This is a genomic window from Psychrobacter muriicola 2pS (genome assembly GCF_904846535.1).
In the GTDB taxonomy this organism is placed as follows: Bacteria; Pseudomonadota; Gammaproteobacteria; order Pseudomonadales; family Moraxellaceae; genus Psychrobacter; species Psychrobacter aquimaris.
On record NZ_CAJHBC010000006.1, the window covers coordinates 67,131 to 81,981 of the forward strand.

Consider the following 14,851-nt stretch of genomic DNA (forward strand, 5'->3'; position numbering starts at 1 on the left):
AATTGCTGATACCTGTTAGATTATTAGAGTATTTGGCCAATCAAGCAATCGCAATAGTGTAGCATATTGCGAGGTGAGTGCGCAGTGAGCAAGGTTTAGGTCAAGGGTTCAAAACTGTATTAGCTATGAATCAATGCATCGGTTGCTATTAAAGCGGCAAATCTGTCTTGCAGTGCTGCCATTGCGGTAGCATGTATGATATCAGCGCTGATCTTATCTTTTTTATAATCCGGCAAGTCACGAGTGGCACAAGCATCATGGCAAACAAAACTATCGAAGCCTAAATCAAAGGCGGCTCTCACGCTTGAGCTGACACACATATGACTCATAAACCCAGCAAAAATAATTTGCTGTTTTTGCGCGGCTGAAATAAGCGCTTGAAGCTGGGTATCATGGAACGCATTGGGGTGTTTTTTGACGATGACGGTTTCGCCATCCTTTGGTTGTAATTCAGCGATAATTTCGACGTTAGACGATAAAGGATCAAAGACGTTGCCATTATCTGCACCGTGATGCGCGATATGGAAGATAGGAACATCTTGTTTACGAGCTTTATCTAGCAATAGGCGCGCATTTGCAATGGCGTTAGTACCAGCTTGCCCCAATGGCATCGCACCATCGACATATTCGTTTTGATAGTCAATAAAAACCACGGCACAATTTGACCAATCGAGCGTATCAAATTGACCGCCAGCGAGTTCAAGTAAGGTAGCAGGCGTAGACGCGAGTGTATTCATCAGTAGTATTCTCCATTAGGCGAGATAATTATGAGTTTTTAGTTTTCTCAGTCTAACAAGTAATATTAAGGGTGCGAGGGCAATGATACGAATGACACACAAAGGTTTCCAAATGACATCAAGTAAAAATATCGAGCAAAGACTTCATAAAAAGGCTTCTAAGATAAGACAAACTAATGAGTTGAATTCTTAATATTCTTTCCATATCTTATCTATTATTGGTTAGTAATACAGCGGTATAGCAAGATGGACGCAATGTTTGCAAACACATTTCACAGCCATTTTTGAGCAAAATATGCTAGGATTAGCGGTTATCTTTATCGCTAATCTTTACAGCGTGTCGCTAACCCGTCTCGCAGATGTTTTCATATCTTTTGCCGTTGCTTTTAGGGCTGCTTAAGTATCTGATTGAGCAGTACGGCCTTGCATTTCTATTGTTCAGTCATCGATAGCAGCTATGTCGTGCAAAGCTGTCCATCGTTGTCAGCGTTTGTCAATAAAGCTGCACCAAATTGTGTGACTACCAACCTTTTTTAAAAGAGTGCCCATTGTGATATTACGCCGCTATATGACTCAACAAGTTGCCTCAACGACCGCATTGGTATTGGGGTTTTTAGTGGTGATGATGCTGGGCGGTCGCTTGATTCGTTACTTTGGCATTGCGGCAGAAGGCAATTTAGATATCAGCTTATTATTTACCATCATTGGTTATAATTTGCCGTACTTTTTAGAGCTTATCCTGCCATTAGCATTTTTTATCGCTCTGATGCTGGTATTTGGGCGCTTGTATGTCGATCAAGAAATGGCCGTGATTAATGCCAGTGGCGTGTCGCGTGGTAAGCTTGCCCGTTTGATGACGCCTTTAATCTTGGCGTTGTTCGTCGGTGAAGCGGCTTTATCCATCGTTGGTAAACCGTGGGGCGTGCGCTCATCGGAAAGTGTCTGGCAACAGCAAGCATTGACCAGTGCTTTTGATTTAATTCGCCCCAATGAATTTATTAGTAGTGGAAATTATCATTTGTATGTGGGCAGCTTGAGTGATGATAAAAAGCAATTGCAAGATGTGATACTTATTCAGTCTGAGCCTGACAAAAAATCCAGCACTACTAAAGAGGCAGCCGTCGATGTTAATAACAACATTGATGCAGAAACGGCTGAGCAATTAAACATTCCAGAGCTACCAAATGCACTGGAAAATAAAAATAGTATTAGCAAAGATACCATTACGTTGGCCAAACGTGCCGAGCAAGTAGACACGGGTAATAGCGGCGTGACTCAATTGGACTTATTCCAAGGGCGTCGTTATGAAGTGGGTGCTGGCAGTCTGAAATACAATCAAGTGGGCTTTGATCGCTACCGCATTACGTTGACAGAATCCTCCAAAGAGGTCATTACCGAAGACAATATCGAAACACAAGCGATTGGGCCGTTATGGCAAGCTGCGATGGGTAGGACGGCAAGCAGTGGCAATTCGCTGCGTGCAGCACAAAGTGAGCTTGGCTATCGTTTGGCATTGCCTTGGCTAATGATTATCGCGCCGATGCTCGCCGTACCACTGGCGCAAGTGCGTCCGCGCCAAGGTCGCTGGTTGCGCCTATTTCCTTCGATTTTATTGTTTGTCAGCTGTGCACTGGGTATCATTTCACTCAAAAATGCTGTTAGCAAAGGCAGCGTGAGCGTTTGGGCGTATGCTTGGCTCATTTTAGGGTTTATGGCATTGGCGCTCTATATGAATTGGGGGAGCCGTGTGCAGCATCGATTGCGTTTTCGAAAACCAGAAAATGCGTCTTTAACGGTTGCCGATCAGCAAAGTAGTGGCTCACAAGGAGGGCAGTCCTAATGAGTGCCTTATTCTCTAAATCTTCCAATCCTGACTCGCAAAATACTCATGCTAAGCGCACTCGCAAACCTGCCAAACTAAAAGTGCTTAGCCGTTACGTCAAACTGAACGCTTTGCTCGCGATCATCGGAGCAGTCATAGGCTTGTGGGCATTACAACTGATATTCTCTTATTTGTCTGAGCTGGATTCGCTAGATGATAGCTATACGATGGGTGAGGCGATTAAGTATATCTTTTATCGCTCGCCTTATTTTTTAGAGCAATTTATTCCCACTGGTGCATTACTAGGTGCAGTGGTCGGCTTGGGCTTGCTTGCCAATAAAAGCGAGCTGGTCGTGATGCGAGCAGCTGGCGTCAGCGTTTATCGTATCGTCGGTTGGGTGTTACAGCCTGCTTTGATTTTTGTATTGCTCGCATTGATTATCAATCAGTTCGTGCTGCCGTACTCTAATCAATTGGCCAAAGAAATCAACGATAAAGATAACAGCTCGCTTGTCACATCGGTACGCGGTTATTGGACGGTGCAACCACGCTTCGAGAGTACAAAAGACGGCAGTACCAAGCCAGATGGTAGCGATATTTTGTATATTGATTATGCTGATGTACAAGGCAATATCGGCGAGGTCAAACGCTGGCACTTAGATAATAATGGCAATCTGCAAACTGCCATTCATGCTGAAGGCGGTCGATATATCGGTCGCGAACCTGTTAATCCTGCCAGCAGCAAACCGAGCGAGCAGTATCGCTATGAGTGGCAGCTGAACAACATCACCAAGCTGATGATTAATCAAGGCTTTGAGAGTAGCCAAGTCATCGCACCGTCAGATACCTTAAGCCTGCCCTTTGCCCCTGAGTCGGTGTATTTACTCACCCGTAAGGCAGAGGATTTATCATTGACCCAGTTGTACGAGCATCGTCAATTTATGCGTCAACAAGGCACCCGCTCATTAAATCATGAGCTGGCTTTTTGGCAAAAGCTGCTCTCGCCGTTATCGATTCTATCGCTAGTGATAGTTGCCTGCTCATTCGTCTTTGGTTCACTACGGACGCATAGCTTGGGCTTGCGTATCGTCGTGGCATTATTGTTTGGCTTGCTATTTAGTTACGTGCAAGATTTGGTTGGCTTTGTCTCATTGGCGACTGGATTCTCGCCGTTATTGATGGTGATATTACCGATTATCGCCAGTGCGATATTGGGTGGATATTTGCTGAAACGGCAAATGTAATTCTGGAAATTTAGCCATAAAAAAGCCCGCTAGATCATGACGATTTAGCGGGCTTTTTGTTTACGCAGCTTTTAAGACATAAGCTTTTAAAGCTTAGTCTTTCGTCGCCATGGTAATCGTATATGTTTTGCCTTGTTTGATCTTTTCACTATTGCCAAACACTTCGGTAAATGAGCGCTTCATAAACTGACGCAAGCCATTGATTGTCACCACATAAAAACGGCCGCCTTTACGCATGCGCGCATAGGCATCGAGAAAGTATAGATAGTGCTGCTCTTTACCTACTTTGGCGGGTAAGTTTGACATCACAAGGCTAAAGTCTTTGTCTTTTGCCACGTGATTGAAGCCATTTGATAAATGCACATCGACATTTTTTAGACCGTTTTTCTCACAATTCAGGCGCGTATATTCTACCGCCATAAAATCTTTATCAATCAAAGTATGCTGACCGTTCGGACATTCACGCGCCGCCGTCATACCGAGCACGCCATAACCACAGCCCAAATCGATCGAATCATCATCCGCTTGAAAATCCACATAATCAAGCAACATCAAGCTACCATCATCGAGCTTTTGCGGTGAAAAAATACCCCACGTGGTCGCAAAATCAAATGGCTTGCCCAGTACGTCTTGGCGAAAATTAATATCTTCGCGCCAGTGTTGGGCATTTTTTAATAGGTCAGCAGGTGGTCTATGGCTCATGAGCTTCTCGGATAATGGATAGGTAGGGAATAATAATTGATGATGGGTATTGTAACGAGAAAAGGGCGGGTTTGCAGCTATGGATTTGAAGAACTTATAGTTTGTATTGGGGATGATATAAAGTATGCCGCAAGGTCTATAAAGAAGTAATAGAGGTCAGCAAGTATAAGATAGGCAAAAAGCCTAGCATATACTTGCTGACCTCTATGGTTTAACAGTTGATACACTCATGCTGTTTGAACTACATTCTACTAACTTATGTCGTTAGTAGAATGTAGTTCAATATACGCTTTTCTTGCTTGATAATTTGTTTCGTCGAGATCTATTTCAATATATTTGTTTCTTATTATTGTTTTAATCTCTAGTATAACTTCTCTAAGCCGTATCAAGTTCTCAGATAAATCATTGAGAAATTTTTGAGGTAGAGAATCAGGTTTAAGCTGATAATAGGAAGTATTGTTCGATTCGTAGTAGGTAGGTGATGGTACGACTAAATTATATATCAAAAATAACTGTTCAAAATTTTTCTCAAGTTCTTTATCATACAATTCAAAATTGGTTAAAAAATATTTTTCTGCAAATTCAAAGTAGAAATCAACTCTAACGTTTAACTTATATGGCAAAAACTCTATTTCACCTAAAACCTCACTGAAATCTATTTCTGTTAAAATATATTTTAGTTCTTTAATATCTCTTTCAATTCTTATCATATCTTTAGTTTTAATTATTTTTTTTATATCTCTGTTAGGGTTTTTGCTCAAAATCAGGTTTATCGCCTCATTCAAGTTGCTTTTAAGGTTTCCTTTTTCTGAATTATTAAATAGTTCAGCAGAAAAACATGTAGTTCTATGGTTTCTTATATCGAAGGGTAGATTATCTATAGATGAAAATTTGTTGTTATTTAACAAAATTATTCTATCCCAACCTAAGTGAGCAACTGCGAACCCAAGTTCAAACATAACATTTGGATTAGACATTAGTCTAATATGATCAGCTTCTGAATTAACAATAGAAATATCAGCAATAAATATATCAGATCTTTTTATTTTCCCTAAAATGGTGGTAGCTATATTTGGACTCCCTGAATTATTCCTAGTCGCTTCTTCATTAATTATTTTCAAGGTATTGTTGTTTTCCTCAATAGCTAATGAAGCAGAACTTAGAGCATTTCGAATGAATTCAGACTGACCTCTAATATCGCTTTGCCAAGAAAAAAATGTGTTTATTTCTTCTAATTCCATTTAGTACCTTATGAGACATAATATTAATAAATAAAGTATTATATGCGTTATTCCCTAGAATAAACATCTAAAATAATACTAGCCCCTCGGATGATGCTCAGCATGCAATTTCTGCAATCTCGCGGTCGCTACATGGGTATAGATCTGTGTGGTTGATAAATCACTATGCCCAAGCAATAACTGCACGCTACGCAAGTCCGCGCCATGATTCAGTAGATGCGTGGCAAAAGCGTGACGCAGGGTATGCGGTGATAGCTCTTTATCGATACTAGCGACTTTGGCGTACTTTTTGAGCAAATACCAAAAATTCTGCCGTGTCATATAGCCGCCTTGCGCGGTCAAAAACACCGCTTGGCAATTTCCTGATTTCAAATGCGCAATCAAATCCCCACGTCCATGAGATAGATAATCTTCCAATGCATCCGCAGCGTATTCACCAAGTGGCACCAGTCGTGTTTTATTGCCTTTCCCCGTGATTTGTAGCCAGCCAGAGTTTAGATTCACTTGCTCTAGTGACAGGTTAATCAGCTCACTAACCCGTAGACCGCAGGCGTATAGCACCTCTAACATGGCTTTATCACGCAGTCCGAGCGCGGTGCTGGTATCAGGCGCGGCAAGAAGATTATCGATATCAGCTTCGGCTAAGTCTTTTGGTAACGGTCGTCCCAGTTTTGGGCTTTTTATACGTTCGCAGGGATTGTCCTCACGCAGATTACTGGCGATCATCCATAGATAAAACTGACGCAAGCTTGAGAGCATACGCGCTTGAGTACGCGGGGTTTTATTGTCTTGTGTAAGGGTTGAGAGACAGTGCAGCACGTCATCAGGCTGCCAGCGTGTCAGCGCGATAGGATTGGTCAGCTCGCATGAGCGCAGGTCGCGCACATAAGCATTACGTGTACGGGTTGCAAGCCCACGTGCCAGCATGGCTTGACGAAACTCAGTTATATAACTGGGTTCGTCATCTACTGCCAGCGCCTTGGGTTGGCGCTGTTGCACGGCACGATCACGGCTCATAACTCAATACTCGGTGGTTGAATGTTAGATAAGCGTTAAACACCATAAAGAGGTGATTTCTGCACTGCGCGCGACATGTAGAGGGTCAGTATCATCTTGGCTGCGACCATGCTTAGGTTGGGTGTCCAGACGATATTTTACCGCCAATCCAGCATCGGCAAACAAGCGTAATAACTCATCACGGGTGCGTAGCTGTAAATGCTCAGCTAAGTCCGACATTATCAACCAGAGCTCTCCTTGCTCAGCTAAGTGCTGTTTGGCACCTTGCAAAACCCCACGAAGCATCGCGCTCTTGGCATCATAGACGGCGTATTCAAGAGACGAGCTTGGTTTAGCAGGTACCCAAGGCGGATTACAGACAATCAGATTGGCTAGTGGTGCATCAGTCGGATACAAATCGGCTTGCTGTAACTGCACGTTAGTGAATTCTAATCGCGTAAAATTTTCGTTGGCACAGGCCAAAGCACGTGGATTCAAATCCGTTGCTATCACTTGCGGAACACCGCGCTGCGCTAAGATAATAGCCAGCAATCCCGTTCCGGTACCGATATCATAGGCGACATCATGGCTCGCTGGTAGCGGTGCATCGAGCAACAGCTGCACATACTCATGACGGGTTGGTGCAAAGACACCATAATGCGGGAAAATTGATAACCCTAAGCTTTCTATTGGGACGCCTTTTTCGCGCCATTGTGCTGCGCCAAGTGCCCCTTGCAGGTCACGGAACGACAGCAGGCAAGACTCATCCACCGACTTATCTAACTGGCCAAAAGCGGCCATGCAGGCTGCACTCAGATCGGGGGCGCGACGTAGCTTGCTGACATAATCTGTATCAAGCTCTAGTAGCAAACGGCTCAATATACGTGAACGCTGGGCTTGCAGTTGGCGCTGCTGATGAAATAGATTGGGAATGCCTTTAGTATTTACTGCGTTAGGTTTATTCGTCGCTTTCTTGATTTTACGCAGCTCAGAGCGTTCATTCGTACGATCTATGCGACGACCGAGCGCTTGTAGCAACTGGCGTGCATTATGAAAGTCACCGCGCCATAGCAGTGATGTACCTTCGCAAGCTAAGCGGTAAGCGTCATCTGCGGTCGTTGTATCATCGACCAATACAATGCGCGCAGGTGGCATATGATTGCTTTCAGACAACCAAAGAGCATTACGTAGAGTTTCGTTTTCTTGCCATTGTACATACTGCTTTTCTGTTTGTAACACGTAATAGCCTACCTTCTGTGAAAGATACTTCGCTTAAAATACAAAAATATCTTTATATTGTTTATTGAGCTGTCATTAGTTTTCTGCAGTAACTTGAGTGCATTTAAGCACCTTTTTTCTTGACCAAATAACGATAGAGCGTGGCGCTGATTGGCGCATTATCATCGCCAGCGACCATTATTTCATCGGGGTCGACGTTTAGATTTACATTTTCAGCCAGCGTTTCTTGCTGCACAAGCTCATGCCCCAAATGACGGCAGAAATTAGGAATGTCACGAGTGGTGGCTGGGTCGGTGGCGAGTATTTCAATTACCTCACCAGCATCAGCGCTACGGATGGTTCGATGCAGCATCATGACTGGCTCAGGGCAAATCAGCCCTTGAGTATCTAAATGATGATTGATCGTCGTTTGCGTGGTAGAAGTGCTCATAATAGTCATTTAAATCGATAAGGTTAAAGTTTTTTGCGCTTCATTCGTTAGGATGTTTTTATCAGTGTGTTTTACACTTCTTCAGTGATTTCAGGGTCTTTTTCTGCTTCTAGAAAATTAAAAAAGCGCTTGAAGCTCACTTTAAATAAAAATGCCACACCAAGCCAACAAGATAAGCCTAACCAGGCAGTATCAGCGAATAATAAGCCACCAACCAATATGATGGTCGATACGCCAATGCTCATGGCAATCATCGACGCTTGGTTTAAGCGATAACGATAAATCACTAGCGCATCATAAATAGTAATAGGAATCGTAAGCGCAACCAAGGCATAGGGCAAGTTATAGAAAAGTTGATAAAGCAGTTGATTGTCATGAAAGGCTTTGATACTGGCAATGGTGCCAAAGACCATAAAGGCGAGAATAGCGGCATAAATGAGATAAATCGCTATTTGATTCGCTCGCTGTGCGCCTTTGATACGGGCGATAGCAAGCGGTGCAAAACCATGTTGCGATTTGTTTTGCATGGAGGGGTCTGAGACAGTGGTCATAATAATCAGGCATTTATCCGTGTAGAGTGACGATATGTCAGAATTGGGAGTGTTTTAACAGCAGGTTTGTCGCTTATTTAATCGGCTTTGATAGCATCGATGGCGATACTGCTACTGGGGTCAGCGAAATAAGTCGACATCAGAATGCAGGCAGAGATATCATCAATCGGATCGCGCTCATGCTTAATCCAACCATTCTCCCAAGCGATCTCACGTGCCTCGACTGAAGTCAGGCGCTCATCACAAAGGCTCACGACCACTGGCAGATGCTGTTCCATGACCCGATGTGCTAGACGGCGGGCAAATTTGTGCGCACGTTTGGAGAGCATGGAGCTACTACCATCCATATTAAGCGGCAACCCAACCACCACTTTTGCCACGCCCCAGACTTTGATAATACCTAGCAGGTTATCCCAATCAGGTTGACCATTATTCATCGCCAAGATGTCAAAGGCACGCGCGGTCCCAGTAATTGTATTACCTAGCGCCATCCCCATCTTTTTGACCCCATAATCGAGCGCTAAGATAAGATGTGGTTTAATAGCTGGTTCCGCCACAGTAGTGTCAGCAGTTTCTATTTTAGTGCTCGTATCAGACTCTACCATCATTATGCGCGTTTCCTATTTCTGTTGGGCATGATTCATTTGGCTTAATGGCTTTAATTTAAATGCGTCTTTGATTTAAATAGATAATTTAGTAACTATAGCCAATCGTTAAGCATGACCGATATCACTGCTAAGGTAGTCAAAGTTGACACCAATCTTATCAGCGGCGATTTGCCAGCGTTCTTCGAATGGCGTATCAAACAATAAATTCAGATCAGCAGGGCAGACGAGCCAATCACCGTTATTTAGCTCTTGGTCTAGCTGTTTTTTACCCCAGCTGGCATGACCCAAGCACAGTTGATAGTGACCAACGCCTTGACCTGCCGCAATACGCTTAAGGATATCTTGACTGGTGGTAATACAGACGTTTTCTGAAATCGCAAAAGACGATGCCCATTCTGGTTGACCCGTATGCAGCACAAACCCAACCTCTGGATACATCGGGCCACCATCTAACGCCACATCTTCCATCACTTGCGCATCCGTCACTTCAATGTCTAAATCTTCTAGCAGTTTGCCCACGCGTGCCTGCTCTAATGGACGATTGACCATCAGACCAAGGGCACCGTGTTTGTCATGACGACAGATATAAATCAGCGCCTGCTCAAACCGTGGGTCTGACAGCTCGGGTGCCGCGATTAAGAAATGATGGGTCAAATTGGCTTTAGACATAGAGACAAACGCAACCTAATATGAAAGGTAAAATAATAGAGATAACACACCACTATATGGCGATACTGAGGTGAAAATCAACCAAAGCAAATATTTAGCAGTTATGAGACACAGCGATTTACAACTGTTTATGAATGACAAAGCCTTTATTTAACATCAGTCAATAAACTACGTGCATGGTCACGGGTGACGTCAGTAATGATTACACCGCCAGACATGCGTGCCAGCTCGTCCACTTGCGCGCTATCGGTCAGTATTAATAGCTCGCTTTCGGTCTGCTCATCATGATGTTTTTGTACCAAGATATGCTGATGCGCTTGCGCCGCGACTTGTGCTTGGTGGGTGATGGCCAGTAGCTGCTGCGTCTGCCCAAGCGCACGCAGTAGCTCACCGACCACTTGCGCCGTGCCGCCACTGATACCGACATCGACTTCATCAAATACCAGCATGGGTTTGGCGGCGTTGTTATCGGCATTGGTTGCTTGTAACACTTGCATCACCAGTGCCATTCGTGACAGCTCACCGCCTGAGGCAATCTTATGTAGCGGCTGCATCGGCATACCGACGTTGGCGCTAAATAATAAATCAATATCATAGCAACCTTGCGCATTATACTGACTGATATCGGCTTTCTTGGTAAAGACAAACTCGCAGCGGGCGTTAGGTAGCGCCAGCGGTTGTAATTGCTTAATTAATTGTTTGCTGACAGTTGGTGCAGCTTTTGAGCGCTCTTTATTTAACTGAGTAGCCAGTGCTAGATAGTCTTGCCATGCTTGTTCAATTTGCGCGGCCATGGCATCGCTGCTTGGCTCATTTTCTAACTGCTCTAATTGCGCTTCCCAGCCCTTTGCTTCATCGATTAAGTCGCTCGCTGGCAAGTTGTGTTTGCGCGATAAGCGATGTCCTAAGCTGATAAGACTGTCTAATGTCTGCAAACGCTCAGGATCAGGCAGCTGTTGCTCAGCATAATCCGACAGTAAGCCTGTTACCTCAGTGATTTGTTGCTGTGCTAAATGCAGCTGCTCTGAGGCTTGCTCAAAGGTTTGACTGACGCTCATTTGGTTATCACAAAGCTTAATCGCTTGCCCGAGCAAAGTCATGACATCTGGCTCATCCGTGTCATTATCAAGCAGGTGCAAGCCATGACTGGCCTCGATCATTAAAGCTTCGATATTAGACAGCTCTTCGTGCTCCGCTTCAACTTCTGCATAATCAACCGCCAATAACGGCGCAATGTCAGCAAGTTGGCTTTGCAATAGTTGCATACGGTCTTGGCGCTGTGCCTCACGGCTCGCGATATCATCAGCACGGCGTTTAAGTTGCTGATAAGCTTGATAACTGCTGGTCGTTTGTGCAGCAAGCGGGGTAATTTGCGCCATCTCATCAAGCCATTGCACCACAAACTGCGGCTTGAGGAGCGCTTGCTGAGCATGTTGACTATGTATATTAACCAGTAATGCGCCTAAGCTTTTGAGCTCAGCCAAGCTGACAGGTGTGCCATTTAACCAGGCTTTTGAGCGTCCGCTATTGCTGAGCTGACGACGAATTAGGACTTCAGGCTCTTCTAGAGCTCGCTCATTTTTAGCAAACCACTCAGCGATGATACTGTTATTTTCTACATCAAACTGAGCATAGATATCTGCATGCGCTGCGCCATGTCTGACCATCGCCATGTCTGCGCGCTCACCGACACATAAAGAGAGCGCATCAAGCAATAATGACTTGCCAGCACCGGTCTCACCAGTGATGACATTGAAGCCTTCGGCCACACTCAGCTCATGCTGAGCGATCAACGCAAACTGATGTAAAGTTAATGATACTAGCATCAACGCCTCTCATGACAGACAATAGACTTCATATAAATCTCAAGAAGCCATATATAAAGTAGGGTAGATAAGGGAATGAAATTATTCATTTAACCGTGTTAATAAGATAAATATTATAGGCAAATAGTATGATGTTAAACGCGCTTAAATACAAACTTTCAGGCACTGTATAATAGAATTTATTATTGGAAGATTACCATAAAACTATCAAAAACTGGCAATGAGTCGTCATCATAATATTCACAATATCAATCATTAAGATGACTAAGCCTGTCAAAGTGATGGCGTTAGACTAAGAATGGTTGCGGATCAAATGTATAAAAAAAGCCCCCTTATAGTGATAAGGTACTGACTCAAAAAAAGATGAGTAAGTAAGTTTAAGCTTAGCATCAAACAGCATTTTCCTAGTCGCTTTAACAAACTTTATAGATATAATGTGGTAGCATAATCTCACATAATGATAAACTCTTCTGATTAGATTAGTGCAGTGTAATACATGATAACGAGTCATAATTTTGTAAAATGATAGGCGTATAGTTGGAAGAGTATGCCACTCGGTCATTATTCTCAAGCGTTTTCATAGCACCTGTGGCTACCTTTAGCGCACAGATATCTAGTATAGAAGGATACGGTACGTAGTACAGAGGTGTTGGTTAACGACGCAACTCTGGCGGTACTCTAACCAGTTACTTATTTTTTAGTTTTACCATAATTATTTGATAAGGAAGCCACTATGACAGCGGCGCAATTTACTAATGTAACAGTCAATGCTCAAGCGACGGTATCTTATGATGGTCGTTGCTCAAGCCACACTATTATGTTCGAAGATGGTCGACATAAAACACTGGGCGTTATCTTGCCTTGTGATAATTTGGTTGAGCATTATCATTTTAGCACCAATACCTCCGAGCGTATCGAGATCACGGGCGGTGAGTGTGAGGTCAAAATTAATGGTGACGAAGAATTCAGCTATTACCGTGCTGGTCAATCATTCGTGGTTGAAGGCAATAGTGGCTTTAACTTGCGGACAGAAGAAATAGTTCAATATATTTGTCACTTAGAAGGGTAAGTCTGCTCAAGCTGTTATTAAGTGCTTGATGACACCAAAAAGCCTTTTGTTCAAAAAAAAGAAAAGCCTTATCGGATTGGTAAGGTTTTTCTTTTTCTGCTGATATTATTTATATGCAGATATCCATTTGTTGATACAATTACCGTCATCTCTTTTTATCGCCTAGTTTTTATCACATAGCGCGATACCCACTTTATAATCAATAGGCCTATTATGGCAAAACCCGTTTATTTCTATGGTATTCACGCGATTGATGCCTTGCTCGAACATCGTCCGCTTGATGGACTTAGTTTGTTTGTACAACAAGGTCGTGAAACCGACAGCCATGTACAAGCCATCATGGCGCAGGCAGAAGCCAATGGTATTAGCATTCAACCCACGCAAAAAGACAAACTCACGCAATTGTGTGGCAGCCCGCAACACCAAGGCGTGGTGCTAAATGCACGTCCTTTAGGCTTTGCTGATGAAGGCTTGCTTGATACCATCATTGGCCGTGAACAGTGTTTGTTATTAGTATTGGATCAAATCACTGATGCCCATAACTTTGGTGCTTGCTTGCGTACCGCAGTGGCGATGGGTGTGGATGCCGTGGTTTGTCCGAAACATCATGCAGCAAGTCTGACGCCAACAGTGGCTAAAGTATCGGTCGGTGCAGCAGAGATGATGCCGATTGTTAGTGTCACCAATCTGGCACGTACACTCACGCAAATCAAAAATGCTGGGGTATTTGTCTTTGGTACAGCGCTTAATGCGGATGCCAAACCAATACATGCCGCTGATCTGACTGGCAAAACAGCCATTATCATGGGTTCAGAAGGTGAGGGGATGCGTCGCCTAACCATGGAGAGCTGTGATGAGCTGGTGTATATTCCGATGTCTGGAAATGAGCATGGCAACCTTCAAAGTCTAAATGTGAGTGTTGCCACTGGTATGGCGCTGTATGAGGTCAATCGACAGCGTACTTTAGCTGCTGGGCAAGCTTAAGATACTCTTGGTGTAATGGCGCTAGTTGCACATACAGAGCCGCAAGATCACTTTCGTTGAGCACCACATCATCGGCATGACGATTACGCTCTTCGCGGCTCAGCTGATTCACCATGATGGCTTTGATTTTCTGTATGCTTTGTTCGTCGCGCTGACTGGCACGCGCTATCTGCGTATCTTCAGCGGCGTCCATCACTAAGATACGTTGGCATAAATTAGCAAGCCCTGCTTCTGCTGCTTCAATAAGTAGAGGCGCTGACAGTATCACATAAGGCGAAGTACTGGTTGCCAACTGCGCTTTTGCTGCTTCGCGTATCGCTGGATGAGTGATTGCTTCTAACTCAATCAATGCCTCAGGATGTGAAAAGACGTGCGTTCTTACTGCCACTCGATCCATTGATCCATCGCCATTCAATACCCAGTCACCAAATTTTTTCTGGATTTTGTGCAGAGTGGCGCTGCCTTTAGCAACGATTTCATGGGCAATCACATCCGCATCGATAATATCAATGCCTTGCTCAGCAAACCAAGCACTCGCAGCGGACTTACCACTACCGATACCACCAGTTAAGCCAACTACTAACGTTTTGCTTTTCTTTTGCGGGGTCTGGGGCTTATGAGAATAAGGTGAAGATGCTTGTTTTGACATAATAATGACTTATCTGCTCGATATAATGACAGTGATGGTTATAAGCTAAGAAAGTATTTTGTTGTCTGCTTGAAAAGGAGCGAC

At 43.9% G+C, this 14,851-nt stretch carries 15 protein-coding genes; 4 read left to right on the forward strand and 11 right to left on the reverse strand.

What is annotated here, in order from left to right; translation table 11 throughout:
• Nucleotides 1–119: 119 nt before the first annotated feature.
• Entirely contained in the window at nucleotides 120–737 is a 618-nt protein-coding gene (locus tag JMX93_RS10195; RefSeq protein ID WP_198332721.1) for a cysteine hydrolase family protein, read from the reverse strand.
• Nucleotides 738–1,305: 568 nt separating this feature from the next.
• Here JMX93_RS10195 and JMX93_RS10200 point away from each other — a divergent pair.
• Complete coding sequence (locus tag JMX93_RS10200; RefSeq protein ID WP_499204632.1) at nucleotides 1,306–2,577, forward strand: LPS export ABC transporter permease LptF; 1,272 nt, start codon at nucleotides 1,306–1,308, stop codon at nucleotides 2,575–2,577.
• On the forward strand, nucleotides 2,577–3,803 hold the full coding sequence (gene lptG, locus JMX93_RS10205) for an LPS export ABC transporter permease LptG (protein WP_499204633.1): 1,227 nt from the start codon (nucleotides 2,577–2,579) through the stop codon (nucleotides 3,801–3,803). The genes JMX93_RS10200 and lptG overlap by 1 nt, the downstream gene beginning before the upstream one ends.
• 93 nt (nucleotides 3,804–3,896) lie before the next feature.
• On the opposite strand, the gene JMX93_RS10210 is transcribed toward lptG, so the two are convergent.
• From JMX93_RS10210 to recN, 9 genes are all read right to left on the reverse strand, one after another.
• On the reverse strand, nucleotides 3,897–4,505 hold the full coding sequence (locus JMX93_RS10210) for a class I SAM-dependent methyltransferase (protein ID WP_499204634.1): 609 nt from the start codon (nucleotides 4,503–4,505) through the stop codon (nucleotides 3,897–3,899).
• 251 nt (nucleotides 4,506–4,756) lie between these two features.
• Nucleotides 4,757–5,746, reverse strand: coding sequence for a hypothetical protein (locus tag JMX93_RS10215; RefSeq protein ID WP_499204635.1), 990 nt, complete (start codon nucleotides 5,744–5,746; stop codon nucleotides 4,757–4,759).
• 78 nt (nucleotides 5,747–5,824) lie between these two features.
• Complete coding sequence (gene xerD, locus JMX93_RS10220) at nucleotides 5,825–6,763, reverse strand: site-specific tyrosine recombinase XerD (protein WP_499204636.1); 939 nt, start codon at nucleotides 6,761–6,763, stop codon at nucleotides 5,825–5,827.
• Nucleotides 6,764–6,787: 24 nt separating this feature from the next.
• The gene (locus tag JMX93_RS10225; RefSeq protein ID WP_499204637.1) at nucleotides 6,788–7,981 is read right to left on the reverse strand and encodes a methyltransferase; all 1,194 of its coding nucleotides are present in this window, start codon (nucleotides 7,979–7,981) and stop codon (nucleotides 6,788–6,790) included.
• Nucleotides 7,982–8,084: 103 nt separating this feature from the next.
• Entirely contained in the window at nucleotides 8,085–8,411 is a 327-nt protein-coding gene (gene tusA / locus JMX93_RS10230; RefSeq protein WP_499204638.1) for a sulfurtransferase TusA, read from the reverse strand.
• 71 nt (nucleotides 8,412–8,482) lie between these two features.
• Nucleotides 8,483–8,962, reverse strand: a complete 480-nt coding sequence (locus JMX93_RS10235) for a hypothetical protein (RefSeq protein WP_499204639.1) — start codon at nucleotides 8,960–8,962, stop codon at nucleotides 8,483–8,485.
• A 77-nt stretch (nucleotides 8,963–9,039) separates the two neighbouring features.
• The gene (ruvX, locus tag JMX93_RS10240) at nucleotides 9,040–9,570 is read right to left on the reverse strand and encodes a Holliday junction resolvase RuvX (RefSeq protein WP_404816361.1); all 531 of its coding nucleotides are present in this window, start codon (nucleotides 9,568–9,570) and stop codon (nucleotides 9,040–9,042) included.
• Between the two features lie 105 nt (nucleotides 9,571–9,675).
• Nucleotides 9,676–10,239, reverse strand: coding sequence for a YqgE/AlgH family protein (locus JMX93_RS10245; protein WP_193008403.1), 564 nt, complete (start codon nucleotides 10,237–10,239; stop codon nucleotides 9,676–9,678).
• Nucleotides 10,240–10,385: 146 nt separating this feature from the next.
• Nucleotides 10,386–12,065, reverse strand: coding sequence for a DNA repair protein RecN (gene recN, locus JMX93_RS10250; RefSeq protein ID WP_499204640.1), 1,680 nt, complete (start codon nucleotides 12,063–12,065; stop codon nucleotides 10,386–10,388).
• A 733-nt stretch (nucleotides 12,066–12,798) separates the two neighbouring features.
• Between recN and ppnP the strand changes: the two genes are divergently transcribed.
• Together ppnP and rlmB are read left to right on the forward strand one after the other, a co-directional pair.
• Nucleotides 12,799–13,134, forward strand: coding sequence for a pyrimidine/purine nucleoside phosphorylase (gene ppnP, locus JMX93_RS10255; protein ID WP_045443006.1), 336 nt, complete (start codon nucleotides 12,799–12,801; stop codon nucleotides 13,132–13,134).
• 213 nt (nucleotides 13,135–13,347) lie between these two features.
• Nucleotides 13,348–14,118, forward strand: a complete 771-nt coding sequence (gene rlmB / locus JMX93_RS10260) for a 23S rRNA (guanosine(2251)-2'-O)-methyltransferase RlmB (protein ID WP_193008405.1) — start codon at nucleotides 13,348–13,350, stop codon at nucleotides 14,116–14,118.
• Here rlmB and coaE read toward each other — a convergent pair.
• On the reverse strand, nucleotides 14,081–14,767 hold the full coding sequence (gene coaE, locus JMX93_RS10265) for a dephospho-CoA kinase (RefSeq protein WP_499204641.1): 687 nt from the start codon (nucleotides 14,765–14,767) through the stop codon (nucleotides 14,081–14,083). The two genes, rlmB and coaE, sit on opposite strands and share 38 nt — an antisense overlap.
• Between the last annotated feature and the right edge of the window lie 84 nt (nucleotides 14,768–14,851).